26 protein-coding genes are annotated in these 22,619 nt (G+C 70.8%); 18 read left to right on the forward strand and 8 right to left on the reverse strand.

Annotated features, from left to right (window positions below; genetic code table 11):
* Window positions 1–2: 2 nt before the first annotated feature.
* The 6 genes from uraH to ACFV7R_RS04830 form a co-directional block, all read right to left on the reverse strand.
* Window positions 3–404 carry a hydroxyisourate hydrolase gene (uraH, locus tag ACFV7R_RS04805; RefSeq protein WP_385259926.1) on the reverse strand — a complete coding sequence of 134 codons (402 nt, stop codon included), beginning with the start codon at window positions 402–404 and terminating at the stop codon, window positions 3–5.
* A complete protein-coding gene (uraD, locus tag ACFV7R_RS04810) occupies window positions 401–916 on the reverse strand; it encodes a 2-oxo-4-hydroxy-4-carboxy-5-ureidoimidazoline decarboxylase (protein WP_385259928.1) in 516 nt (171 codons plus the stop codon). Before uraD ends, uraH begins: the two co-directional genes overlap by 4 nt.
* 124 nt (window positions 917–1,040) lie before the next feature.
* The gene (locus ACFV7R_RS04815; RefSeq protein WP_129801528.1) at window positions 1,041–1,352 is read right to left on the reverse strand and encodes a helix-turn-helix domain-containing protein; all 312 of its coding nucleotides are present in this window, start codon (window positions 1,350–1,352) and stop codon (window positions 1,041–1,043) included.
* Between the two features lie 47 nt (window positions 1,353–1,399).
* A complete protein-coding gene (locus ACFV7R_RS04820) occupies window positions 1,400–1,651 on the reverse strand; it encodes a hypothetical protein (protein ID WP_385259930.1) in 252 nt (83 codons plus the stop codon).
* Between the two features lie 168 nt (window positions 1,652–1,819).
* On the reverse strand, window positions 1,820–2,122 hold the full coding sequence (locus ACFV7R_RS04825; protein WP_385259932.1) for a DUF6545 domain-containing protein: 303 nt from the start codon (window positions 2,120–2,122) through the stop codon (window positions 1,820–1,822).
* A 168-nt stretch (window positions 2,123–2,290) separates the two neighbouring features.
* Window positions 2,291–2,734, reverse strand: coding sequence for a Pycsar system effector family protein (locus tag ACFV7R_RS04830; protein WP_385259933.1), 444 nt, complete (start codon window positions 2,732–2,734; stop codon window positions 2,291–2,293).
* A 437-nt stretch (window positions 2,735–3,171) separates the two neighbouring features.
* On the opposite strand from ACFV7R_RS04830, the gene ACFV7R_RS04835 reads away from it, so the two are divergent.
* From ACFV7R_RS04835 to ACFV7R_RS04915, 17 genes are all read left to right on the forward strand, one after another.
* The gene (locus tag ACFV7R_RS04835; RefSeq protein ID WP_385259934.1) at window positions 3,172–4,053 is read left to right on the forward strand and encodes a lytic transglycosylase domain-containing protein; all 882 of its coding nucleotides are present in this window, start codon (window positions 3,172–3,174) and stop codon (window positions 4,051–4,053) included.
* 53 nt (window positions 4,054–4,106) lie between these two features.
* On the forward strand, window positions 4,107–5,156 hold the full coding sequence (locus ACFV7R_RS04840; RefSeq protein WP_385259936.1) for a sigma-70 family RNA polymerase sigma factor: 1,050 nt from the start codon (window positions 4,107–4,109) through the stop codon (window positions 5,154–5,156).
* Window positions 5,157–5,275: 119 nt separating this feature from the next.
* Window positions 5,276–6,190: an ABC transporter ATP-binding protein gene (locus tag ACFV7R_RS04845; protein WP_385259939.1), complete on the forward strand. Its 915-nt coding sequence runs from the start codon at window positions 5,276–5,278 to the stop codon at window positions 6,188–6,190.
* On the forward strand, window positions 6,187–6,957 hold the full coding sequence (locus ACFV7R_RS04850) for an MlaE family ABC transporter permease (protein WP_385259940.1): 771 nt from the start codon (window positions 6,187–6,189) through the stop codon (window positions 6,955–6,957). The genes ACFV7R_RS04845 and ACFV7R_RS04850 overlap by 4 nt, the downstream gene beginning before the upstream one ends.
* 3 nt (window positions 6,958–6,960) lie before the next feature.
* Window positions 6,961–7,776, forward strand: coding sequence for an ABC transporter permease (locus ACFV7R_RS04855; protein ID WP_224739830.1), 816 nt, complete (start codon window positions 6,961–6,963; stop codon window positions 7,774–7,776).
* A gap of 14 nt (window positions 7,777–7,790) precedes the next feature.
* Complete coding sequence (locus ACFV7R_RS04860; protein ID WP_385260560.1) at window positions 7,791–9,017, forward strand: MCE family protein; 1,227 nt, start codon at window positions 7,791–7,793, stop codon at window positions 9,015–9,017.
* Window positions 9,014–10,057, forward strand: a complete 1,044-nt coding sequence (locus ACFV7R_RS04865; RefSeq protein WP_385259943.1) for an MCE family protein — start codon at window positions 9,014–9,016, stop codon at window positions 10,055–10,057. The genes ACFV7R_RS04860 and ACFV7R_RS04865 overlap by 4 nt, the downstream gene beginning before the upstream one ends.
* Window positions 10,058–10,146: 89 nt before the next feature.
* Window positions 10,147–11,124, forward strand: a complete 978-nt coding sequence (locus tag ACFV7R_RS04870) for an MCE family protein (RefSeq protein ID WP_385260562.1) — start codon at window positions 10,147–10,149, stop codon at window positions 11,122–11,124.
* Entirely contained in the window at window positions 11,124–12,239 is a 1,116-nt protein-coding gene (locus tag ACFV7R_RS04875) for an MCE family protein (RefSeq protein ID WP_385259946.1), read from the forward strand. Before ACFV7R_RS04870 ends, ACFV7R_RS04875 begins: the two co-directional genes overlap by 1 nt.
* The gene (locus ACFV7R_RS04880; RefSeq protein ID WP_385259949.1) at window positions 12,236–13,504 is read left to right on the forward strand and encodes an MCE family protein; all 1,269 of its coding nucleotides are present in this window, start codon (window positions 12,236–12,238) and stop codon (window positions 13,502–13,504) included. The genes ACFV7R_RS04875 and ACFV7R_RS04880 overlap by 4 nt, the downstream gene beginning before the upstream one ends.
* Window positions 13,501–14,778: an MCE family protein gene (locus tag ACFV7R_RS04885; protein WP_385259952.1), complete on the forward strand. Its 1,278-nt coding sequence runs from the start codon at window positions 13,501–13,503 to the stop codon at window positions 14,776–14,778. Before ACFV7R_RS04880 ends, ACFV7R_RS04885 begins: the two co-directional genes overlap by 4 nt.
* The gene (locus ACFV7R_RS04890; protein WP_385259954.1) at window positions 14,751–15,302 is read left to right on the forward strand and encodes a hypothetical protein; all 552 of its coding nucleotides are present in this window, start codon (window positions 14,751–14,753) and stop codon (window positions 15,300–15,302) included. The genes ACFV7R_RS04885 and ACFV7R_RS04890 overlap by 28 nt, the downstream gene beginning before the upstream one ends.
* 35 nt (window positions 15,303–15,337) lie before the next feature.
* Window positions 15,338–16,090: a hypothetical protein gene (locus ACFV7R_RS04895; protein ID WP_385259956.1), complete on the forward strand. Its 753-nt coding sequence runs from the start codon at window positions 15,338–15,340 to the stop codon at window positions 16,088–16,090.
* A gap of 153 nt (window positions 16,091–16,243) precedes the next feature.
* On the forward strand, window positions 16,244–17,065 hold the full coding sequence (locus ACFV7R_RS04900) for a TIM barrel protein (RefSeq protein ID WP_385259957.1): 822 nt from the start codon (window positions 16,244–16,246) through the stop codon (window positions 17,063–17,065).
* 40 nt (window positions 17,066–17,105) lie between these two features.
* Window positions 17,106–17,996, forward strand: a complete 891-nt coding sequence (locus ACFV7R_RS04905; protein WP_385259959.1) for a 2-hydroxy-3-oxopropionate reductase — start codon at window positions 17,106–17,108, stop codon at window positions 17,994–17,996.
* A 414-nt stretch (window positions 17,997–18,410) separates the two neighbouring features.
* Window positions 18,411–18,659, forward strand: a complete 249-nt coding sequence (locus tag ACFV7R_RS04910) for a hypothetical protein (protein ID WP_385259960.1) — start codon at window positions 18,411–18,413, stop codon at window positions 18,657–18,659.
* A 158-nt stretch (window positions 18,660–18,817) separates the two neighbouring features.
* The gene (locus ACFV7R_RS04915; protein ID WP_385259961.1) at window positions 18,818–19,435 is read left to right on the forward strand and encodes a TIGR04222 domain-containing membrane protein; all 618 of its coding nucleotides are present in this window, start codon (window positions 18,818–18,820) and stop codon (window positions 19,433–19,435) included.
* A gap of 59 nt (window positions 19,436–19,494) precedes the next feature.
* Here the strand turns inward: ACFV7R_RS04915 and gcl are convergent, their stop codons facing one another.
* Window positions 19,495–21,279 (reverse strand): glyoxylate carboligase, encoded by a 1,785-nt coding sequence (gene gcl, locus ACFV7R_RS04920; RefSeq protein WP_385259963.1) that lies wholly within the window; start codon window positions 21,277–21,279, stop codon window positions 19,495–19,497.
* Window positions 21,280–21,466: 187 nt separating this feature from the next.
* Here gcl and ACFV7R_RS04925 point away from each other — a divergent pair, with 187 nt between their 5' ends.
* Entirely contained in the window at window positions 21,467–22,123 is a 657-nt protein-coding gene (locus ACFV7R_RS04925) for a hypothetical protein (RefSeq protein ID WP_385259966.1), read from the forward strand.
* A 33-nt stretch (window positions 22,124–22,156) separates the two neighbouring features.
* Here the strand turns inward: ACFV7R_RS04925 and ACFV7R_RS04930 are convergent.
* Window positions 22,157–22,619: Ig-like domain-containing protein (locus ACFV7R_RS04930; RefSeq protein WP_385259969.1), on the reverse strand; the 463-nt coding region annotated here is incomplete at its 5' end.

Consider the following 22,619-nt stretch of genomic DNA (forward strand, 5'->3'; position numbering starts at 1 on the left):
TGCTAGCTCCCTCGGTATACGGAGTAGCCGAACGGGTTGAGCAGCAGCGGTACGTGGTAGTGCTCGCCGGCCTTCACGGCGAAGGTGATGATCACCTCCGGAAAGAACACGGCACCGCTGTCCCGATTCGCGGGGGCGTCCTGCTGCGCATCGGCTTGCTTCTTCGCGAACTTCTCGAAGTACGGTTCGACGGCGAAGTCGAGCCGCACATGTGTAGTGCCCTCCGGCAGCGCCGGCAGGTCCTTGCACCGCCCGTCCACGTCGGTCGCGGAGCCGCCGAGCGCCTGCCAGTCCGCTTCCCGGCCGCTACGGGCGGAGAGGTGCACGGCGACACCCTCGGCGGGGCGGCCGATGCTGGTGTCCAGGATGTGCGTGGACACGGAGGCGGTGGTGCTCGTGCTCATGTCTGATCTTCCTCTACGAGGTTGGCCAGTCGGATGCGGTTGATCTTCCCCAGCTCGGTGCGGACGATCTCCCGCTCCCGCTCCGGCGAGTTGCCGGTCCGCTCCTTGACCGCGTCCCGCATCTGCTCACCGGTCCGGCCGGTCGCGCAGATCAGGAAGACATGGCCGAACTTCTCCTGGTAGGCCAGGTTCAGTTCGAGCATCTCCGCCTTGAGCTCGTCGGAGGCGCCGGCCATGCCGCGCTGCTCCCGGGCCGAGGTCGGGTCGCCCGGCTCAGGGCGGCCGATCGGCGGGTGCCCGGCCATCGCCTCTTCCAGGTCCACGGCGGTCAGCTCGGCCATCGCGGCGTCGCTGGTGGCGTAGAGGTCGCCGGAGGTGGCGTAGGGGCGGGCGGCGAGCAGCCGCTTGGCCCATGCGGTGGAGGCGCACGCCTCGTGGAGAACGGCGTAGGCCGCGTGCTCCTCCAGGGCATTGAACCGAGCCAGGCCCGGGGGCGTGGAATTCGACGTCACGGGAGCCTCCGTGGCCGCGAAGGGCCTTCGTACTGAACGGGCGTGCCGACAGCTAACGCCCTGCGACGACGAGACGTCAACAGTTTGTTGAAAATTCGCGGTAACGGAACCCGTGCAGGCTGCCTCAGACGTTCTTCTCGCGGTTCAGGTAGTTGTAGACCGTGAAGCGGCTCACCCCGAGCGCGCTCGCCACGGTCTCCACACCGTGCCGCACGGAGAAGGCGCCCCGCGCCTCCAGTATCCGTACGACCTCCTGCTTGGACTTGCGGTCCAGCTCGGCCAGCGGCTTGCCCTTCTTGCGCTCCATGGCGGCAAGGATGTGATCGAGGGAGTCGGCGAGCTGCGGGAGGCGTACGGCGACGACATCGGCACCCTCCCAGGAGAGCACGACGTCGTCGGGGCCGGCCTCGTCCGGCGGGAGCATCTCGCCGCCCATCGCGTCGACCAGCGGTTTCACGGCCGTGATGAAGGGTTCGTCCCCGCTCACTTCTCGCCCTCCGCGATCACGTTGACCTGGAGCGAGACCCGGGTGGCGCCCGCCTCCAGAGTCTTGCGCAGCAGCGCGTCCACGGCGGTGAGCACGGCGTCGGCCCCGCCCTCCGCGGTGTTGCCGAACGGACCGACGTCCACCGCGTCCAGCTCCGCCGCCTCCACCACCTCACGGGCCACCAGCGCGTGCGCGGGTGCCTCGTCGAGGTCGAAGGGCTCGGTCGTGAATTCCACTCTCAGTCGCACTGTGCCCCCAGAAAATGCCTCTGACCTGCACTTTTACCCAGATCACCCACCGTGAGGGCACATCAGGGCACAAGGAGGATGCATCAGTCGGCTCCTTCACAGCCGCGACGCACCCCAGGCCAATCAATTTCACCGGGACGGAGCCGCTTCGTCCGCCACGAGGCGACCCTAACCGACCATGGCCTCCTTCCGCCCTGCACGTGACCAGCCGCCCGCGCAGCGCCATGGCCCACAGGCTGGTCGTCTCGAATCCTGCGTCCACGGCCGCGCCCCGATCCGTCGCCTCCGAGCGCCTGTCTGAGATCTTGCGCGGATACGGAAGGCCGCGTCTGCAGTGACGGCTGCGCGAGCCTCGTCGTCAGCGTTGCGGCGTGCCGTGCGGTAGGCCGCCTCACGAACGGCCGGGTCGCAATAGGGGGTCAGCGCGAGGATGGCGTCGTAGAGGACCGTCTTCCGTCCGGTCAGGAGCACGGCGCCGAGGGGGGCGCCACCACGGCAGCGGGGCGCGGATGGCTCCGGGGCGGGGATGTCTTGAAGGGCGCCAGAGCGGGCTGGCTGCCACAGCTGCCGGACGGGTGTATGGCGCCGGGTTCAGCTCCCATCAGCGGCTCCGTGAACGGACCAGGTGGGGCTACGGTCCTACAGAAGCAGGGACAGGACTGCGGCCGTGAACAGCAAGCCGACTCCGGCCTGAATGAAGTTGACCCCATGCTGCAGTCGCCGGAACTTGTCCCTCACCAGGCGAGCCAGAGCGGCGACTCTCTTGGCCCGCAGATCCGCCCGCATGTGCTCACCCAGCGCATCCGGTTCCAACGTGGCCCAGCGCGTCCAGTCCTCCAGTTCAGGATTGTCGATCTGCACGGGACGGACAGTCATCAGCAGAAGCACGGTGGCGATCAGCAGGCAGGCGGTCCCAGCAGCGCCCACTGCCAGGACGGCGGGCGGTTGGGCGTCGTAGCCACCACGTGTGGCGAGGAAGACCAGGCCTAAGCTGGTCAGCGCGAGAACGGTGTTGGCCTTGGCATCCGCTCGAACGAGTTCGCTCATGAGTGTGGCTAACGCGTCGTCCAGATTCTTCGACATACGATCATTGCTGTTACTCGGCTCCTGCGTCATAAGGCCTCCGTCCCAGAAGGCAAGACGCCAAGAAGTAGCCGACGGTTTCCCTGAGGTGCCCCGAGTCGGACCCCGGCTCCGCCGACCGCACAGACCACGCAGAACTCGCCTCCTCGCACGCGCTCAGCCCTGCACGGATTTTCGGGCAGCCCTCGCTGGCGCCGGATTCCCGCGACGGACCCTGCTTCCTGCCCCGTAGAGCAGACGAGAAGAAACCGCAGGGAGGGGACCGAGACGTGGCAGGGCACAGGGTCAGAGGTATCAGGGGTACGGCACTCGCGGCGGCGGCCATGGCGGCGCTGACCGCGTCCCAGGCGCCTGGGACGACATCGGCGCGGGCGGCGGCGCCCGCGGAACCGGCCGCCGGGCGCGGGCCCAGCGTGTCCGGGGACACGCCGTTCCGTATGGAACTCCCTCCGCTGCGGGTGCGGAAGGCCGAGACAGCACCGGCGGGTGGCACGCTCCCGGCGAGCGTGTTCGCCGCCTACCGGCGGGCCGAGACACGGCTCGCGCACTCCGCGCCCGGCTGCCGGCTGCGGTGGCAGCTGCTGGCCGCCATCGGGCAGGTGGAGTCCGGGCAGGCGGGCGGCGGACGGGTGGACGCGGAGGGTAGGACCCTGACGCCGATCCGCGGCCCCCGGCTGGACGGCGTCGGCTTCGCCCTCATCCGGGACAGCGACGGGGGGGCGTACGACGGGGACACGGTGTACGACCGCGCGGTCGGCCCGATGCAGTTCATCCCGTCGACCTGGGCGGTCTGGGGCGTCGACGGCAACGGGGACGGCCGGGCCGACCCGCACAACGTCTTCGACGCGGCGCTCGCCGCCGGGCGCTACCTGTGCGCCGGCGGACGCGACCTGTCCGTGCCGGGCGACCTGGACGCGGCGATCCTCGGCTACAACCACTCCGGGGCCTATCTGCGGACGGTGCGGGCGTGGTTCGCGTACTTCCTGGAGGGGCACCGGGTGGTGCCGGACGCGGTGGCGGCGGGCGGCGCGAGCCCGGAGCCCGAGGCCGGCCGGCCGGTGCGGCGCGAGCCGTCGCCGAGTGCCCGCCCGGCGGGCGATGGTTCCGGTACGCCGTCCCCCTCCCCGACCCCGTCCGAGCCACGGCCGACGCACAGCACCCCGTCCGCCGAACCGTCGGCGGCTCCCTTGGTACCGCTCCCCGACCCCGAACTCGCCCCGCCCGCCGAGGACATGCTGCCCAGCACGGCTCTGCTCCCCGGCAACGAGAAGAACCCCATGGTCGCCGCCCCCTCCACAACCGCGACTACCGGGCGGTAATGTCGCCCCCCGCCGGGCGCACATGACCGGCGGGTGAGCGCAAAGGGGCCCTGATGGCGACGACGGACATGCCCGCGGAGATACAGGCGGCCCACGACCGGTGGGAACGTATGTGGAGCCACCGCGAGCACCTGCTCAAGGTGGCCCGCCGCAGATCGATGTCCCTGGAGGACGCCGAGGACGCCGTGCACGAGGCGATGCTGCGCGCGGCCGAGCGCCCCGACCTGGACGACGAGCGGCTGGCCGGCTGGCTGACGACGGTGACGATCCGGCTGTGCGTGGACCGGTACCGGCAGGTCAACCGCGAGGCCGAGGTGCGCACCAGCCCGACGCTGATCGCCCCCGGTCCGGTGCCGGTCGAGGAGGCGGTGTGCGACCGGGCCGAGGCCAGGTGGCTGGCCGTGCGCAGCAGTGAGCTGCCCGCGCGCCAGGCGGAGGCGCTCCGGCTGAAGTCCGAGGACCTGGATGTCGGCCAGGTCGCCGTGCGGATGGGCCTGAGCTACCGGACGGTCGAGTCGCTGCTGGCCCGGGCCCGCCGGACACTGCGCAACTCGCTGGCCGGCACGCTCGGTCTCGCCCTGTTCCTGTGGGGCCGGGGCAGGCCGCGCGGGGCCTCGCACGCGCAGGCCGTGGCCGTGGCCGGGACGGCGGCGACGCTGGCGGTGGCGGGGTTCGTCCTGCCGTACGTCCACGACTGGGACGGGCAGGGCACGGCGCCGCGGCCCTCCGTCTCCCCGGTCCCGGAGGCGTGGCAGCGGGCGGACAGCGAGGGCGGGGAGACGTCCCCGGACGCGCGTGAAGTGCCGGCCGCTTCAAGGACCGGCGCCCCTGAGGCAACGCGGACCCCCGGCGACCGGCCGCTGCTGCCGCTGTCCGTGCCGTCCCCGCCGGAGGTCCCCCTCTCCTCGGGGCCTCAGCTGCCGGAACCCGCGGTGCCCTCGGTGCCTGACGTACCCGACGTGCCCGACGTGCCCGAACTGCCGAGCATCTCCGCGGCCCCGGAGGTGCAGGACCTCCCGCCCGCCGTGCCGGAACTTCCCGAGGTGCCGGACGATCCCACTGCTTCAGCCACGCTCGAAGCACCCGTGGACCCTCTGCCGTAACCCTTCTCAAACCCGTCCGCAAAAAAATTCGCTTCCGCCGCGACGGACGCCCCGCCCCTCCCCGTAGAGCAGATGTCGGAGCTGCTCCACGGTGACTTCACGGGCGAAGGGTGGACCGGATGGGTGTCGAGATCTGTGTGGAAGGGCTGACCAAGTCCTTCGGTCACCAGGTCATCTGGCAGGACGTCTCGCTGACGCTGCCCGCCGGGGAGGTCTCGGTCATGCTCGGCCCGTCGGGCACGGGCAAGTCGGTGTTCCTCAAGACGCTCGTCGGACTGCTCAGGCCGGACCGCGGCTCGGTCCGGGTGGCCGGCCGGGACATCACCAAGCTGCGTGAGCACGAGCTGTACGAGGTGCGGAAGCTGTTCGGCGTGCTGTTCCAGGACGGCGCGCTGTTCGGCTCGATGAACCTGTACGACAACATCGCCTTTCCGCTGCGCGAGCACACCCGCAAGCCGGAGAGCGAGATCCGGCGGATCGTCCTCGAGAAGATGGACATGGTCGGTCTGATCGGGGCCGAGGAGAAGCTGCCCGGGGAGATCTCCGGCGGTATGCGCAAACGCGCCGGGCTGGCGCGGGCGCTGGTCCTCGACCCGGAGATCATCCTGTTCGACGAGCCGGACTCGGGGCTCGATCCGGTGCGCGTCGCGTATCTCAACCAGCTGATCGTCGACCTCAACGCCCAGATCGACGCAACCTTCCTGATCGTCACCCATGACATCGCCTCGGCCCGCCAGGTCCCGGACAACATCGGGCTGCTGTTCCGCCGCGAGCTGGTGATGTTCGGACCCCGCGACCAACTGCTGACCAGCGACGAACCCGTCGTACGGCAGTTCCTGAACGGCCGGATGCAGGGGCCCATCGGTATGGCGGAGGAGAAGGACGCCGCCCAGGTCGAGCAGGAACTGGCCCAGATCGGCGAGACCACCGACCCCGAGCACCTCACTCCCCGGCTGCTGCCCAGCCCCGGCATCTCCCGGCCGCCCCGCTGGCAGGCCATCGCCAAGCGGGAGGAGAAGGTGGCACGCGCATGAGCCTCAACCCCGTCGGCGCGCTGCGCCACTCCGGCAGCCTCTTCGCGATGGCCCTGGACGTCCTGCGGACCGTCCCCAAACGGCCGTTCCAGGTGCGGGAGTTCATCCAGCAGGCCTGGTTCATCGCCAGCGTCACGATCCTGCCGACCGCCCTGGTCTCCATCCCCTTCGGCGCGGTCATCGCCCTGCAGATCGGCAGCCTGACCCGGCAGTTGGGCGCGCAGTCGTTCTCGGGCGCGGCCTCCGTCCTCGCGGTGCTGCGCGAGGCCTCGCCGATCGTCACGGCACTGCTGATCGCGGGCGCCGGCGGGACGGCGATCTGCGCGGACCTCGGGGCGCGGAAGATCCGGGAGGAGATCGACGCGATGCAGGTGCTGGGCATCGACCCCATCCACCGGCTGGTCGTGCCGCGGGTGCTGGCCTCGATGCTGGTGGCGGTGCTGCTCAACGGCCTGGTGTCGGTGGTCGGGGTGGCGGGCGGCTACTTCTTCAACGTCGTCCTGCAGGACGGCACACCGGGCGCGTATCTGGCCTCCTTCACCACCCTCGCCCAGCTGTCCGACCTGTGGGCGGCCGAGATCAAGGCACTCGTCTTCGGCGCGATCGCGGCGATCGTCGCCTCGTACAAGGGACTCACCGCGAAGGGCGGCCCGAAGGGCGTGGGCGACGCGGTGAACCAGTCGGTGGTGATCACCTTCATGTTGCTGTTCGTGACGAACTTCGTGATGACCGCGGTGTACTTCCAGGTCGTTCCGCAGAGGGGCTAGCCGATGAGACTTCTCGACCGCCCCCTGAAGTCCCTCGAGGACCTGGGCGCTCAGCTCTCCTTCTACGGCCGCTCGCTGGCGTGGACGGGCCGGACCCTGCGCCGCTACAAGAAGGAGATCCTGCGGCTGCTCGCCGAGGTCAGCTTCGGCCGGGGCGCGCTCGCCGTGGTGGGCGGCACGGTCGGTGTGATCGCCTTCCTGTCGTTCTTCACCGGCACCGAGGTGGGACTGCAGGGGTACGCCGCGCTCAACCAGCTCGGCACCTCCAACTTCGTGGCGTTCCTGTCGGCGTACTTCAACACCCGTGAGATCGCCCCGCTGGTGGCCGGGCTCGCACTGTCCGCGACGGTCGGCGCCGGGTTCACCGCACAGCTCGGCGCGATGCGGATCAGCGAGGAGACCGACGCCCTGGAGGTCATGGGGGTGCCGTCGCTGCCGTTCCTGGTGACCACCCGGATGATCGCCGGGTTCGTCGCCGTGATCCCGCTGTACGTGGTCGGGCTGCTGTCCTCGTACCTCGCCGCCCGCACCATCACCACCGGCTACTACGGGCAGTCGGCGGGCACCTACGACCACTACTTCCAGCAGTACCTGCCCCCGGTCGACGTGCTCTGGTCCTTCGGCAAGGTGCTGGTCTTCGCCGTCGTGATCATCCTTGTGCACTGCTTCTACGGCTACTACGCGAGCGGCGGCCCGGCGGGCGTCGGCGTCGCGGTGGGGCGGGCCGTGCGGACCTCGATCGTGGCGATCAACGTCCTGGACTTCTTCCTGAGCCTCGCGATCTGGGGCGCCAACACGACCGTACGGATAGCGGGGTGAGCGCGGTGAGCCGGGTGAGAGTGGTGAGACTGCGGGTGTACGGCGTGGTGTTCCTCGCCGTGCTGGCCCTGCTGTTGTCCCTGTCCGTCGCCGTCTACCGGCAGGCGTTCACGCCGGTGGTGCGGATCACGCTGGAGGCGGACAGCCTGGGCAACCAGCTCGACCGGCGTGCCGACGTCAAGCTGCGCGGGCTGCTGGTCGGCGAGGTGCGTGAGGTGCGCGCGGACGGGACGAAGGCGACCCTCGACATCGCGCTCAAGCCGGAGCACGTCGCGTACATCCCCGCCGATGTGCACGCACGGCTGCTGCCCAAGACGCTGTTCGGCGAGAAGTACGTCGATCTGGTCGTGCCCGCCGGCTCGTCCGCCCGGGCGATCCGCGCCGGGGACGTCATCACCCAGGACCGCACCCGTGTCGGCATCGAGCTCCAGCAGCTGATGAACGACCTGCTGCCGCTGCTGCGCACCGTGAAGCCGGGCGAACTCAACGCCACGCTCTCCGCGTTCGCCACGGCCCTCGAGGGGCGCGGCGACCGGATCGGCGACAACCTCACGCGGGTGGAGGCCTATCTGCGCAGGCTCAACCCGCATCTGCCGTCCCTGAAGGAGGACATCGCGCGGTTCGCGGACGTCGCCGAGGTGTACGGCGACGCGGCGCCCGACCTGATGAAGATCCTCCGCAACACGGTCACGACCAGCCGCACTCTGGTGGAGAAGAAGGAACAGTTGGCCGCAGCGCTCACCTCGACCACGACCACCGCCCGCACGGCGGACGACTTCCTCGCCGCGAACGGCGACCGGCTGATCACCCTGGGCCGGGTCTCCCGGCCCACGCTGGAGCTGTTCGCCCGCTACTCGCCCGAGTACCCCTGCCTCCTGGACGGCCTGGTCCGGCAGGAGGAGGCCTCCGAGGAGGCGTTCCGGGGCGGGAAGATGCGCATCACGCTCGAAGTGGTGCGGCAGCAAGGGGCGTACGAACCCGGTGAGGAGCCCCGCTACGGCGAGCGGTCGGGGCCCAACTGCCGCGACATGCCCCACCCTCCGGTGCCCGGACCCAAGCCCCACCTCAACGACGGTACGACCGCGGCGAGTTCGTCCGGGGTGTCCGGTACCCGGGCGGAGCAGCGCGCCGTCGGCTCGCTCGTGGCACCCGTGCTCGGCGTGCCCGTCGACGAGGTGCCGCCGGTCACGACGCTGCTGTTCGGGCCGATGGCACGCGGGACGGCGGTGAGCGTCGCATGAGCAGCGGCACGACGAAGGCGCGCCGGACCGCCGGACCGCTGATCAGGTTCAGCCTCTTCGCGCTGGTGACGATCCTGGCGACGGCCCTGCTGGCCGCCACCATCGGCAACCTCTCCTTCACGCCCAAGGACACGTATCGCGCGGTGTTCAGCGACGTCACCGGCCTGGAGGAGGGCGACGACATCCGGGTGGCCGGGGTGCGGGTCGGTGAGGTCGAGGGCATCCGGATCAAGGACCGGACCCGGGCGGAGGTCACCTTCACGGTGACCGAGAAACGCCCGCTGCTGACCGGCACCGGCGCGGTCATCCGCTACCGGAACCTCGTCGGGCAGCGGTACGTCGCCCTGACCGAGGGTGCGGGCGACGGCACCCGGCTGCGGCCCGGCGCCACGATCCCGCTGTCGCGGACGCAGCCCGCGCTGGACCTGAACGCGCTGCTGAACGGCTTCAAGCCGCTGTTCGCCGCACTCAGCCCCCAGGACGTCAACCAGCTCGCCACCGAGATCATCAAGACCCTTCAGGGCGAGGGCGGCACGGTCAACAGCCTGCTCGCGCACACGGCGTCGCTCACCACCACACTCGCCGGCCGCGACCAGCTGATCGGTTCCGTGATCGACAACCTCAACACCGTGCTGGAGACGCTCGACAAGCGCGGCGCCCGCTTCTCCGGGCTGCTCAAGCAGTTGCGCCGGGTGATCTCGGGGCTGTCCGCCGACCGCAAGCCCATCGGGAAGTCGCTGGTGAGCATCGGCGACCTGACGGAGGCGACGTCGGGACTCCTCGCGGACGCCCGCCCGCCGCTCAAGGACGACATCGCCGAGCTGACCGAGCTCACCGGAACGCTGAACAGGAACGAGAAGACCGTGGAGGGCGTGCTGAAGCGGCTGCCGAACAAGCTGGGCGAGCTGACCGGGACGGCGTCCTACGGCTCGTGGTTCAACTTCTACCTCTGCGACTTCGACGGCCGGATCGTGCTGCCGAAGACACGTGAGGTGCTCACTCCGGAGCTGCATGTGGCGAGGGCGAGGTGCGCCGGATGATCCGCCCCCTGCGAAGGAAGCCAAGGCCCCAGCCGCTGGTCAAGGTGCGCATCGACCCGCCGCGGCTGCCGCGCATCCGGCTTCCGCACCTGCCTCCCTTCCGTGAACGCAACCCCGTGACGATCGGCGCCGTCGGTCTGACCACCCTCGCGCTGCTGACCGTGGCGGCGTTCAACGCCGACTCCCTTCCGGTGATCGGCGGCGGCGAGCGGTACAGCGCGGCGTTCGCGGAGGCGGGCGGTCTCAAGCCCGGCGACGAGGTGCGGATCGCCGGGGTCAAGGTCGGCAAGGTCGAGGAGGTCGACCTGGACGGCGACCATGTCAAGGTCACCTTCAAGGTCAAGGGCGACCCGGACTTCGGCACCGCGACCGGGGCCTCGATCCGGGTGCAGACGATCCTCGGCGCCAAGTACCTGGCGCTGCACCCCAAGGGGCCGGGTCAGCTGGCGCCCGGCAGTGAGATCCCGCTGACGCGGACCGTCCCGGCGTACGACGTGGTGCAGGCGTTCAGTGATCTGACCACCACGACCGAGGAGGTCGACACCGACCGGCTGGCGACGGCCCTGGACACCATCTCGACCACCTTCCAGGACTCGCCCGCCGAGGTGCGGGCGTCCGTCAAGGGCCTGTCGAAGATCTCCCGGACGGTCGCCTCGCGCGACAGGGCGCTGCGTGAGCTCCTCGACCACGCCAACGGGGTCACCGGCGTACTGGCCGAACGCTCCGAGGACTTCACCGCCCTGGTCGACGACGGCGACAAGCTGTTCAAGGAGATCAGCAAGCGGCGCAAGGCCATCAGCAAGCTGCTGAAGTCCTCCGCCGCGCTCGGCGTCGAGCTGTCCGGGCTGGTCGAGGACAACGACAAGGAGATCGGCCCCGCGCTCAAGGGCCTGAACCGCGTGGTCGAGATGCTCGAACGCAACCAGTCGAGCCTGGACCGCAGCGTCCAGCTGCTCGCGCCCTACGTCCGGGTCTTCACCAACACCCTCGGCAACGGCCGCTGGTTCGACTCCTATGTCCAGAACCTGGTCGCCGCCCCGGTGGTGCCGCGCACGGGAGGCTCGTGATGAGGAAACGTCTGGCGCTGCTGCTCGTGCTGGCCCTGGTCGCCGGGCTCGCCTTCGTGCTGTGGCCCCGCTCCGAGAAGGTGCAGGTCACCGCGTACTTCCCGCGCACCGTCGGTATCTATCCCGGCTCGGACGTCCGCGTTCTCGGGGTCCGGATCGGCGAGGTCCGGACGATCACGCCGGAGGGCGGCCGGGTGCGGGTGGAACTGGAGTACGACGAGGGGCGCAGGGTGCCGGCCGACGCACAGGCCGCGATCATCAACTCCTCGGTGGTCAGCGACCGTTACGTGCAACTGCTGCCGGTGTACCGGAGCGGTCCGGTGCTGCGGGACGGCGCCGTCATCCCCGAGTCGCGTACGGCCGTGCCGGTCGAGCTGGACCGGATCTTCGACAGCCTGCACACCACGGCCGAGGCACTCGGCCCCGAGGGCGCCGGCAAGGAGGGCTCCCTGTCGCGGCTGCTCGGGGTGAGCGCGGACAACCTTCAGGGCCAGGGCGGGAACATCCACCAGACCGTGAAGGACCTCTCGGAGGCGGTCACCACGCTGTCCGACGGGCGCGGGGACCTGTTCGGCACCGTGCAGAACCTGCAGGTGTTCACGGCGGCGCTGGCGGCCGACGACAAGAGCGTGCGGTCGTTCAACACCAGCCTCGCCAAGGTGGCGGAACAGCTCGCCGGGGAACGCAAGGATCTCGCGGCGGCGCTGCGCAACCTCGGCACGGCGCTCGGCGACGTGTCCGCGTTCGTGAAGAAGAACAAGAAGTCGCTGACCTCGAACGTGAAGGGCCTCAGCAAGGTGACCAGGGTGCTCGTCACCCAACGCGCCGCGCTGGAGGAGCTGCTGGAGGTCGCACCCACGGGTCTGTCGAACCTGCAGAACGCCTACAACGCCTCCTCCGGCACCCTCGACACCCGCAACAACGCTCAGCACCCGCAGGATCCGGCCGCCCTGCTGTGCTCCGTACTGCGGACGACCGGCGACGAGGGCGGCGAGAACCCCGACTGCGCGGAGCTGCAGAAGCTTTTCGACTCGCTGCCCGAGGTGCCGAGCGAGCCCGCGGTGTCGGGCACGGTCGACCGGACCCTCGGCGGAATCCTGGAGGGCGAGGCATGAGCGGGCTGCGCAAGGGCGGTGCAATCGCCTGGGCGGCGGTCGGTTCGCTGCTGCTGTCCGGCTGTGAGTTCAACGGCTGGTACGACGTCGAGCTGCCCGGCGGCGCCGCCGCGGACGGGCGTGCCTACCGCGTCACCGTCGAGTTCCGCGACGTCCTCGACCTGGTGCCGCAGTCGGCCGTCAAGGTCGACAACGTGACCGTCGGCGCCGTCGAGAAGGTGGAGCTGGAGGGCTGGCACGCACGCGTACGGCTGCGGGTCGCCGACTCGGTGCAGCTGCCCGGCAACGCGGTCGCCGAGCTGCGGCAGACCAGCATGCTCGGCGAGAAGTACGTGGCCCTGTCGGCCCCGCACGGCACCGCCCCCGTGGGCCGGCTCCGCGACGGCGACCGCATCCCGCTCAGCCGCAGCGGCCGCAACCCGGAGATCGAGGAGGTGCTGTCCGCCCTGTCCGCGCTGCTCAACGGCGGCGGGGTGGCCCAGCTCAAGACGATCACCGTGGAGCTGAACAAGGCCCTGGACGGCCGCGAGAACCGGGTCAGGTCCCTGCTCAAGGAGCTGGACACGTTCCTCGGCGGCCTGGACGAGCAGCGGGGGGACATCGTCCGTGCGCTCAAGGCCGTCGACCGGCTCGCCAAGCGGCTCGGGAAGGAGAAGAAGACGATCGCCAAGGCCGTGGACACGATGCCGCCCGCGCTCAAGGTGCTCGCGGACCAGCGGCGCGATCTGACGAAGATGCTCACCGCTCTGTCGAAGCTGGGCAAGACCGGCACGAAGGTGGTCAACGCGTCCCGGGACGACACGGTCGCCAACCTGAAGCAGCTGCGGCCGATCCTGCAACAGCTCAACAAGGCGGGCGACGACCTGCCCAACTCCCTCGAGCTGCTCACCACTTACCCCTTCCCGCGCAACGCGGTCGACGCCATCAAGGGCGACTACGTCAACCTCAGCATCACCGCGGACCTCGATCTGGCGAGCCTCTACGGCAACCTGACGGAGGAGCCGGACGACAAGGGCGACACCCCCAGCGCACCGGACCTTCCAGATCCTCCGGACCTTCCCGACGTCCCCGATCTCCCCGACCTGCCGAGCCTGCCCACGCCCACGCCGGGTCTGCCCGACGCGCCCGCCACCCCCTCCGCACCGTCCGGCGGTGACCTGCTGTGCCCGCCGGTGTGCACCGCCGGATACGGCACCCACCGGGGTCTGCCGCCCGGGATCGACCTCGAGCTCGCGGAGCTGATGCTGAAGGGGATACAGCCGTGATCACACGTACGGTCAAGGCCCAACTGCTCGCCTTCGCCACCGTCACCGCCGTCGGCGTGTCCTATGTCGGCGCCGAGTACACGGGCCTGGTGGACAGCGTCCTCGGCCGCGGCTACACCGTGCAGGCCGACTTCGCCGACTCCGGGGGCATCTTCACCGGCGCCGAGGTCACCTACCGCGGCGTCCCGGTGGGCCGGGTCGGCGCACTGCGGCTGACCGGCGCCCGCGGGGTCTCGGTCTCGCTCGACATCGAGGACGGGACGCCGCGCATCCCGGCGGACACCCTCGCGGTGGTGGCGAACCGCTCGGCGGTGGGCGAGCAGTACGTCGACCTCCAGCCGCGTACCTCCGGCGGGCCGTATCTGCTTCAGGGCAGCACGATCCCCCGCGGCCGCACGCGCGTTCCGCTGCCCACGACGGACCTCGTGCTCAGCCTCGACCGGCTGGTCGACTCGGTCGGCAAGGACGATCTGCGGGTCACCGTCGACGAGCTGGGCAAGGCCTTCTCCGGCACCGGACCGCACCTGAGCAGGCTGGTCGACTCCGGCAACGCGCTCGTCGAGTCCGCGTCGGAGTCGCTTCCCGAGACGATCTCGCTGATCGAGGACTCCCGGAAGGTGCTGAAGACGCAGGCCGACCAGGGCTCGTCCATCAAGGCGTTCTCGCACGATCTGGCGTTGCTCACCGAGGAGTTGAAGTCGAGCGACGGGGACCTGCGCAAACTCATCGGCAACGCGCAACCGGCGGCGGTCGAGCTCAACTCGCTGCTGAAGTCGATCGAGCCGCGGCTGTCGGTCCTGCTGGCCAACCTGATCAGCGGCGGGCAGGTCACGCTCGCCCGGCTGCCCGGCGTGGAGCAGGCCCTGGTCACCTTCCCGGTGGTCGTCGCGGGCAGCTACACCGTCATCCCCGGCGACGGCACCACCCACTTCGGCCTGGTGGTGAACGCCGACGACCCGCCGCCCTGCACCCAGGGATACGGCACCACCCGGCGCGACCCGGCGGACACCAGCACACGCGAGGCGAACACCGACGCGCGCTGCACGGCCCCGCGCGGCAGCGCCACCTCGGTGCGCGGCGCGCAGAACGCCCCGGGCGCCTCGTCCCGGGGCGGGGCCACCGACCAGGCGGCGTACGTCACGCCGTACGACCCGGAGACCGGCACGTTCACCGGCCCGGACGGAACGCCCGTCGAGATCGGCTCGACGGGTGGCCAGCAGACCGTCTTCGGAAAGGAGTCGTGGCAATGGCTGCTCGTCGGACCGATGGCATGAGCGGGCGCGTGATCCAGGCGACCCGGAGTCTTCTCACCCGGGCCGGACGCTCCAGGGCCCTGTCCCTGGGGCTCGTCGTGGCGACCGTCCTCTGCACGGCGTCGGCGCTCTGGCTGAGCAGCCGGCTCCACGACCAGCGCGCGGCGGAGCAGCGCCGCCAGGACATCCTGGCGGCGGCCCGGCAGTCGGCGCTGAACTTCACCTCCCTCGACTACCGGCGCTACGACCGGGACAGCGCCAACGTGCTCAAGGGGGCCACCGGCGACTTCAGGAAGGAGTTCGCCGCGCAGACCGAGGAGCTGACCGAGCTCGTCGCGCAGAACAAGTCCGTGTCCGAGGGCCAGGTCCTCGACGCGGGCATCGTCCGCTCCGACGAGCGCTCGGCCCGGGTGCTCGTGGTCGCCGACAGCAAGGTGACCAACACGGCCGTGCCCAAGGGGGAGGCGCGCACCTACCGGCTGCAGCTCGACCTCGTCCACGAAGGTGGCCGCTGGCTGACCTCCGACGTCGAGTTCGTGGGCTGATCCCCTCCCCGTATCACCCAGTGAGGAGCAATACCGTGGCGAAAACCACCACCCGAGGCCGCGGCTCAGGTGCACCGACCCGGCGCACGATGACAGCCGCGGCCCGCGCGGCGGCCAAGCGCGCGGAACGTGCGGAGCGGGGCCCGGCGACCGCCGTCGCAGAGCTGAGGCCGCTCGCCGGACGCACCGTCGTCATCGACCCCCCGGACGGCTGGGACGATCCGCCGGAGCCGTCACCGGAGGACTTCGACGAGGACGTCCTGGAGGCGATGGAGGCCGTACGCGGCTCCCGGCGGGGGCTGCGCACCGCGATCCTGTGTGTGCTGCTGGTGGCGGGACTGGTCGCCGTCGCCGTACTCGGCGTGCACTACCGGGAGGGCGTGCAGGCCGAGCAGGCACGCGCGCAGGCGCTCTCGGCCGCGCGGAAGGCGGCGCCCGTCGTGCTCTCGTACGACCACCGGCATCTGGACCGTGACTTCGCCGCGGCGCGCGCCCATCTCACCGGCACGTTCCGCGACGAGTACGGGAAGACGACGCGGACGGTGGTCGGGCCGACGGCGAAGAAGTACGACGGGGTGGTGAAGGCGACGGTCGCGGAGCCGGCCGGCGGTGCCGCGGCGGCCTCCGTGGTGTCGGCCTCGGCGGACGAGGCGGTGGTCCTGCTCTTCGTCAACCAGGTGACCAGGAGCACCCAGGTGACCGGGTCCCGGGTGGACCTGAACCGGGTGCGGATGACAATGACCCGCACGTCCGAGGGGTGGAAGGTGAGCGCCGTCGACGCCCTCTGAGCCACCGCCTCCGCAACGCCCCCGCGCCCTCCGCGCGGGGGCGCCTTTTTTGCCGGCCGCTCTTGACAGCCCTCAGCCGTCCCGGGCAGGCTTTCCATTAAGCAGAAACAAATTTCCGCAATACGAAATAGCAGGAAAGGGGGCGCCGACCCCATGGGATTCACAGAGCAGCGCTTCACCGTCAACCTGTCGATCCTCTTCACGGAACTCCCGCTCCTGGAGCGCCCGGCGGCGGCCGCCGCGGCCGGTTTCACCGCGGTCGAGCTGTGGTGGCCCTGGGTCGACTCCCCCACCCCCGAGCAGTCCGAGCTCGACGCCCTGAAGAAGGCGATCGAGGACGCGGGCGTCCGGCTCACCGGCCTGAACTTCTACGCCGGACAGCTCCCCGGCCCGGACCGCGGCGCCCTGTCCCTGCCCGGCGAGGAGTCGGCGAGGTTCCGCGCGAACATCGACGTGGCCGCCGGCTTCGCCGCCTCCCTGGGCTGCAGGGCGCTCAACGCGCTCTACGGCAACCGGGTCGAGGGCGTCGACCCCGCCGAGCAGGACGCCCTCGCGTTGGAGAACCTGGTCCTCGCGGCCCGCGCCGCCGACCGGATCGGCGCGATCCTGCTGATCGAGGCCCTGAACAAGCCCGAGTCGCCGCTGTATCCGCTGGTGTCGGCGCCGACCGCCGTCGGCATCGTCGACAAGGTCAACGACGCGACGGGGCTGGGCAACGCCCGCTTCCTCATGGACCTCTACCACCTGTCCATGAACGGCGAGGACCTGCCGTCGGTGATCGAGGAGTACGCGGCGAAGACCGGCCACGTGCAGATCGCGGACAACCCGGGACGCGGAGCGCCCGGCACGGGCTCGCTGCCCCTCGAGGACCTCCTCGGCCGGCTGACGAAGGCGGGTTACGACGGCTGGGTCGGCCTCGAGTACAAGCCGGGCGACCGTCCGAGCGCCGAGGCCTTCGACTGGCTGTCCCGCTGACCCCTGATATTGCACATGCAGTGAGAGAGGCACTCCCATCATGAGCAACCGCCCCAAGATCGCCTGGATCGGCCTCGGCATCATGGGCTCCCCCATGTCCGAGAACCTGATCAAGGCGGGCTACGACGTCACCGGCTACACCCTGGAGCAGGAGAAGCTGGACCGGCTGGCCGCCGCCGGCGGTACCGCCGCCGCCTCCATCGCCGAGGCGGTCCGGGACGTCGACGTGATCATCACGATGGTGCCCGCGTCCCCGCAGGTCGAGGCCATCGCCTACGGCCCGGACGGCATCCTCGGGAACGCACGGTCCGGCGCCCTGCTGATCGACATGTCCTCGATCACGCCCCGGACGTCGGTCGACCTGGCCGCCGCGGCGAAGGACAAGGGCATCCGCGTCCTGGACGCCCCCGTGTCCGGCGGTGAGGCCGGCGCCATCGAGGCCGTGCTGTCCATCATGGTCGGCGGCGAGCAGGCCGACTTCGACCAGGCGAAGCCGATCTTCGAGGCGCTCGGCAGGACCATCGTGCTGTGCGGTCCGCACGGCTCCGGCCAGACCGTGAAGGCCGCCAACCAGCTGATCGTCGCCGTGAACATCCAGGCGTGCGCGGAGGCCGTGGTCTTCCTGGAGAAGTCGGGCGTGGACCTGAAGGCGGCACTGGACGTCCTGAACGGCGGCCTCGCGGGCTCGACCGTACTGACCCGCAAGAAGGACAACTTCCTCAACCGGGACTTCAAGCCGGGCTTCCGTATCGACCTGCACCACAAGGACATGGGGATCGTCACGGACGCGGCCCGCACCGTCGGCGCGGCCCTGCCGGTCGGTGCGGTGGTCGCCCAGCTGGTGGCCTCCCTGCGCACGCAGGGCGACGGCGGCTTGGACCACTCCGCGCTGCTGCGCGCGGTCGAGCGCCTCTCCGGCGCTCAGCTCTGACCTCCGGGCGGCGCCGACGCCGACACCTGTCCTGTCGCGCCCAGGCGACGGCGCCGCCCGGAACCCACATGGACCGCGTCCGGCATCTGACGGGAGGTCAGGATCCGGACGCACAGCCCGCCCAGGCCGAGCGACCCGAATGAGGGGTGGCCGCTCGGACGAGGCGGGCAAGGCGAGGACCGCGGCGGCGTGCGAGCCAGTGCGGTGGTGAAGGTCCCGAGGTTCCCTTCTCGACCTGAGGGAAGGAGCCCCGGTTCCGTCGCACCGCCGCGGTCCCAGCCCCACCGGCCCCGTCCGGCGGCGCGAACGTCCTGTCGCGCCCAGCCTCGCGCCGCCGGACGGCCACAACCTCACACACCCGGCCGCCCTCCCGGCTGACGTGCGGATTCCCCCCGCCCGCAGCAACCTGGAGGCATGGCACACCCCACACAGCCCCCGCACGTCGTCGTGCATCCCCCTGCCCTCGACGGCTCCCGCCGGGTCACCTCGGGCGACGAGACCCTCGGCATCGCCACCCACCTGGACGACGTCGTCGAGATCCTGCGTCTGGCCGATCTGGACACGATCGAGGTCGAGGAGAGCGACCTCGTCGAATGGCAGGGCGGCGGCCCGGACGACTGGCCCGGACTGTCGGAGCATCACGAGCAGCCCGGCACCGGATGACGCGTGTACGTCAGGGGACGTACGCCGGCTACGGCACCCTCAAATCAACCTCTGAACCCGCCCCGGGATGCTTCGTCCCCGTGCTGACGCGGGCAGATACCCCTCACACGGGACCCGCCGGCACGGGGGTGGCGGGCCCCGTGGATCGGGGGTGTGACATGAACGCGGACACGACGATCCGGCTCCAGCCGCACGAGATCGCACTGCTGCGGGGCGGCCCTCGCGCCGCCGTCACGGTGGCCGTGGTGGGCCTTCATCTGCGGGGTGCGGCGGAGGCCGGCCGGCCGGGGACGATACGGGCGCGGGAGGCGGTCATCGCCGACGCGATCCCGGGGCAGCCGCCGTCCCCGCTCCCACCGCTGGAGAGCGCGGTGCGCGCGTCCCTCCACGAACCCTGCGGGCTGCGGAAGCTGGTGAAACGGTCGGACGTGCGCCTGGCGGTGGCCCTGATGCGCGTCCCCCTGGCCGAGGCCGGTCTGCTGCGCTACCCGCTGCTCGGCCCGACCCGCGCCGCCCGCCGCCACGTGCGGGCCCTGCGGGAGCGGCACGTCCTGCCCACGGGCAGGCGCGGCCTGACGGACGACGACGTGCTGCTCCTCGTCGCGCTGCACGGCGAGGCGGCCCTGCGGGCGCTCGTCCCGCGCTTCGCCCTGCGGGCGGGCCTGCTCGCTCGGGCGAAGGTGGCGGACAAGGGGTTCCACGGATCCCCCCGGGGCGGCGGCACGGGCGGCGTCGGACACCACTACTGCGGCAGCGGGGGCGGCGGCTCGGACTGACCGCGCGAGAGGGGGCGGCCCGTCCCCCGACGGGCCGCCCCTCTGGCTGACGTGCCGTGTCAGGCCTTCAGCGTCCTGATCGCCGTCGGGGCGTGCCCCGGCTCGGTCGCGATCTCCTCGAACTCCACGACGTTGCCGATGTCGTTGGTCGTGGACATCGAGATGTTGGTGATCCGCTCCAGGATCGCCTCCACGACGACCGGGACCTGGAACTCGGCGGCCAGCTTCCTGGCCTCCTCGAAGGCCGCGCCCAGCTCGTTCGGGTCGGTCACCCGGATCGCCTTGCAGCCCAGGCCCTCGGCCACCTTGACGTGGTCGACGCCGTAGCCGCCCAGTTCGGGCGAGTTGACGTTCTCGAACTCCAGGTTGACCTGGAAGTCGATCTCGAACGCCCGCTGTGCCTGGCGGATCAGGCCGAGGTAGGAGTTGTTGACGAGGACATGGACGTACGGGATCTTGTGCTGCGCCCCGACCGCCAGCTCCTCGAGCATGAACTGGAAGTCGTAGTCCCCGGACAGCGCGACGACGGACGCCTCCGGGTCGGCCTTGGCGACGCCGAGCGCGGCCGGGACGGTCCAGCCGAGCGGGCCGGCCTGTCCGCAGTTGATCCAGTGGCGCGGCCGGTAGACGTGCAGCATCTGGGCGCCGGCGATCTGCGAGAGTCCGATGGTGGTGACATACCGGGTCTCCGGGCCGAAGGCCTTGTTCATCTCCTCGTAGACGCGCTGCGGTTTGATCGGGATGTTGTCGAAGTGCGTACGGCGCTGAAGCTTCGCCTTCTTCTCCTGCGCGGCGGCGGCCCAGCCGGAGCGGTCGGGCAGCGCGCCCGCCGTCTTCAACTCCCGTGCCACCTCGACGAAGAGGCGCAGTGCGGCCTTCGCGTCGGAGGCGATGCCGTAGTCGGGGGCGAAGATCCTGCCGATCTGGGTCGGCTCGATGTCCACGTGGACGAACTTCCGCCCGGCCGTGTAGACGTCCAGCTTGCCGGTGTGGCGGTTGGCCCAGCGGTTGCCGATGCCGAGGACGAAGTCGGACTCCAGGAAGGTCGCGTTGCCGTAGCGGTGCGAGGTCTGCAGGCCGACCATGCCGGCGTTCAGCTCGTGGTCGTCGGGGATGACGCCCCAGCCCATCAGGGTCGGGATCACCGGAGTGCCCGTCAGTTCGGCGAACTCCACGAGGAGTTCGGCGGCATCGGCGTTGATGATGCCGCCGCCGGCGACGATCAGCGGCCGCTCGGCGGCGTTCAGCATCCCGATCGCCTTCTCGATCTGGGCGCGGGTCGCGGCGGGCCGGTAGACCGGGAGCGGTTCGTACGTCTCCGGGTCGAACTCGATCTCGGTGAGCTGCACGTCGATCGGCAGGTCGATCAGGACCGGGCCGGGGCGGCCGGAGCGCATCAGATGGAAGGCCTGCTGGAAGACGCCGGGGACCTGCGCGGCCTCCAGGACGGTGACCGCCATCTTGGTCACCGGCCCCGCGATGGAGGCGATGTCGACGGCCTGGAAGTCCTCCTTGTGGATCACGGCGGTGGGGGCCTGACCGGTGATGCAGAGGATCGGGATGGAGTCGCCGGTCGCGGAGTACAGGCCGGTGATCATGTCGGTGCCGGCGGGGCCGGACGTGCCGATGCAGACGCCGATGTTGCCGGGGTGGGTGCGGGTGTAGCCCTCGGCCATGTGCGAGGCGCCCTCGACATGCCGGGCGAGGGTGTGGGTGATGCCGCCGGAGGCCTTGAGCGCGGCGTAGAAGGGGTTGATCGCCGCACCGGGGACACCGAACGCGTCGGCGACGCCCTCGCGTTTGAGGATCTCAACTGCCGCGCGGGCAGCGGTCATTCGAGCCATCTCGTACTCCAGCTTCGGCTGTCGGATTCGCACTCCCGTCGCGCCCCGCGGTGAGCACTTCCAGATTTTTCCGTATCTCGGAATTAAACTTCTACTATCTGGAAGTAATGTAGGTCGGCGGCCGCGGCCCGTCAAGAGACGGACGAAGCGGCGGACAGGCAAGGGTGTGCTGAAGGACGATGGGTCCATGTCCGTGAGCGTGTCGGTGCGCTGTCCGGCCTGTCGGCGTGCGCATCTCTACTCGGCGCCGTCCTATCCGTGCCCGTGCGGTGCGTTCGTGACGGCTCCGCTCGACCGGGACGGCACCCCGACGCCCGTCACCCACCGCTCCTGGGACGACGAGTGGGTCACCGTACGCTGTCCCGCCTGTGACCGCGCCGGTCAGTGGCCGCGCCCGGAACTGGGCTGCCCCTGCGGGACGGTGCTGCGGATCCCGGTCGCGAGGGCGGGCACCGCCCCACGCCCCGCCGAGGGCTCGGTGACCATCCGTATCGCCCTCGACGCCGTCACCGCCGCCGCCCTCCACCTCCGCCGGCTCGGCCACCGGGACCTCCGCCGCGCCGACCAGCGACCCCCGTCCGGCATCGGGCTCGCCGCCCCCGGCCTGCTGGCCCAGGTCGATCCGTCGGCGCGCCCGGCCACCCTCCGCGACGTGGAGTGCCTGTGGCTCACGGCCATGACGGAGTCGGCGGACTGTGTGTACTTCTCCGTCTGCGGATACGCCGAGGACGCCCGCGCACGCGCGGACGCCCTCGGCATCGCACTGTTCGTCCTCGACCTGACGGGCACCCCACGGCCGGTCAACGCCGTCGCCGACGAGCTGAACGCCGCCGCGGGCGGCTGACCGCCCACGGCGACGTCGGCCCGGCGTGGGTTGCTAGGCGGCGTCGACCACCTGGGTGTCCGTCGCAGTGTCCCCGGCGAAGTTCGCATCCCCGCCGTAGGTCGCCGTGATGGTGTACGGGCTCCCCGCCGAATCCGTGTAGATGTGCGTGGCCGTGGCCACCCCGCCTGCCACCGTCGCGGAGGTCGTCCCCGTCCCGTCGCCGAAGTCGAAGACGACCGTCCCCGTCGGCGTCCCCGCACCCGGAGCGTCCACGGCCACCGTCGCCGTCACCGTCACCTCCTCGCCGACCACCGACGGATCCGGCGCCGACGTCACCGACGCCGTGGTCGCGGCCTGGTTCACCGTCTGAGTGTCCGTCGCGGTGTCCCCGGCGAAGTTCGCGTCCCCGCCGTAGGTTGCCGTGATGGTGTACGGGCTCCCCGCCGAATCCGTGTAGATGTGCGTGGCCGTGGCCACCCCGCCTGCCACCGTCGCGGAGGTCGTCCCCGTCCCG

Source organism: Streptomyces sp. NPDC059866, from assembly GCF_042731325.1.
In the GTDB taxonomy this organism is placed as follows: domain Bacteria; phylum Actinomycetota; class Actinomycetes; order Streptomycetales; family Streptomycetaceae; genus Streptomyces; species Streptomyces flavusporus.

Excerpts from the sequence above, each read along its gene's own strand:
- uraH (WP_385259926.1), bottom strand. The coding sequence starts at position 404 with ATGAGCACGAGCACCACCGCCTCCGTGTCCACGCACATCCTGGACACC.
- ACFV7R_RS04815 (WP_129801528.1), bottom strand. The coding sequence starts at position 1,352 with ATGGGCGGCGAGATGCTCCCGCCGGACGAGGCCGGCCCCGACGACGTC.
- ACFV7R_RS04830 (WP_385259933.1), bottom strand. The coding sequence starts at position 2,734 with ATGTCGAAGAATCTGGACGACGCGTTAGCCACACTCATGAGCGAACTC.
- ACFV7R_RS04835 (WP_385259934.1), top strand. The coding sequence starts at position 3,172 with ATGGAACTCCCTCCGCTGCGGGTGCGGAAGGCCGAGACAGCACCGGCG.
- ACFV7R_RS04840 (WP_385259936.1), top strand. The coding sequence starts at position 4,107 with ATGGCGACGACGGACATGCCCGCGGAGATACAGGCGGCCCACGACCGG.
- ACFV7R_RS04845 (WP_385259939.1), top strand. The coding sequence starts at position 5,276 with ATGGGTGTCGAGATCTGTGTGGAAGGGCTGACCAAGTCCTTCGGTCAC.
- ACFV7R_RS04850 (WP_385259940.1), top strand. The coding sequence starts at position 6,187 with ATGAGCCTCAACCCCGTCGGCGCGCTGCGCCACTCCGGCAGCCTCTTC.
- ACFV7R_RS04855 (WP_224739830.1), top strand. The coding sequence starts at position 6,961 with ATGAGACTTCTCGACCGCCCCCTGAAGTCCCTCGAGGACCTGGGCGCT.
- ACFV7R_RS04865 (WP_385259943.1), top strand. The coding sequence starts at position 9,014 with ATGAGCAGCGGCACGACGAAGGCGCGCCGGACCGCCGGACCGCTGATC.
- ACFV7R_RS04875 (WP_385259946.1), top strand. The coding sequence starts at position 11,124 with ATGAGGAAACGTCTGGCGCTGCTGCTCGTGCTGGCCCTGGTCGCCGGG.
- ACFV7R_RS04880 (WP_385259949.1), top strand. The coding sequence starts at position 12,236 with ATGAGCGGGCTGCGCAAGGGCGGTGCAATCGCCTGGGCGGCGGTCGGT.
- ACFV7R_RS04890 (WP_385259954.1), top strand. The coding sequence starts at position 14,751 with ATGGCTGCTCGTCGGACCGATGGCATGAGCGGGCGCGTGATCCAGGCG.
- ACFV7R_RS04900 (WP_385259957.1), top strand. The coding sequence starts at position 16,244 with ATGGGATTCACAGAGCAGCGCTTCACCGTCAACCTGTCGATCCTCTTC.
- ACFV7R_RS04905 (WP_385259959.1), top strand. The coding sequence starts at position 17,106 with ATGAGCAACCGCCCCAAGATCGCCTGGATCGGCCTCGGCATCATGGGC.
- ACFV7R_RS04910 (WP_385259960.1), top strand. The coding sequence starts at position 18,411 with ATGGCACACCCCACACAGCCCCCGCACGTCGTCGTGCATCCCCCTGCC.
- ACFV7R_RS04915 (WP_385259961.1), top strand. The coding sequence starts at position 18,818 with ATGAACGCGGACACGACGATCCGGCTCCAGCCGCACGAGATCGCACTG.
- gcl (WP_385259963.1), bottom strand. The coding sequence starts at position 21,279 with ATGGCTCGAATGACCGCTGCCCGCGCGGCAGTTGAGATCCTCAAACGC.
- ACFV7R_RS04925 (WP_385259966.1), top strand. The coding sequence starts at position 21,467 with ATGTCCGTGAGCGTGTCGGTGCGCTGTCCGGCCTGTCGGCGTGCGCAT.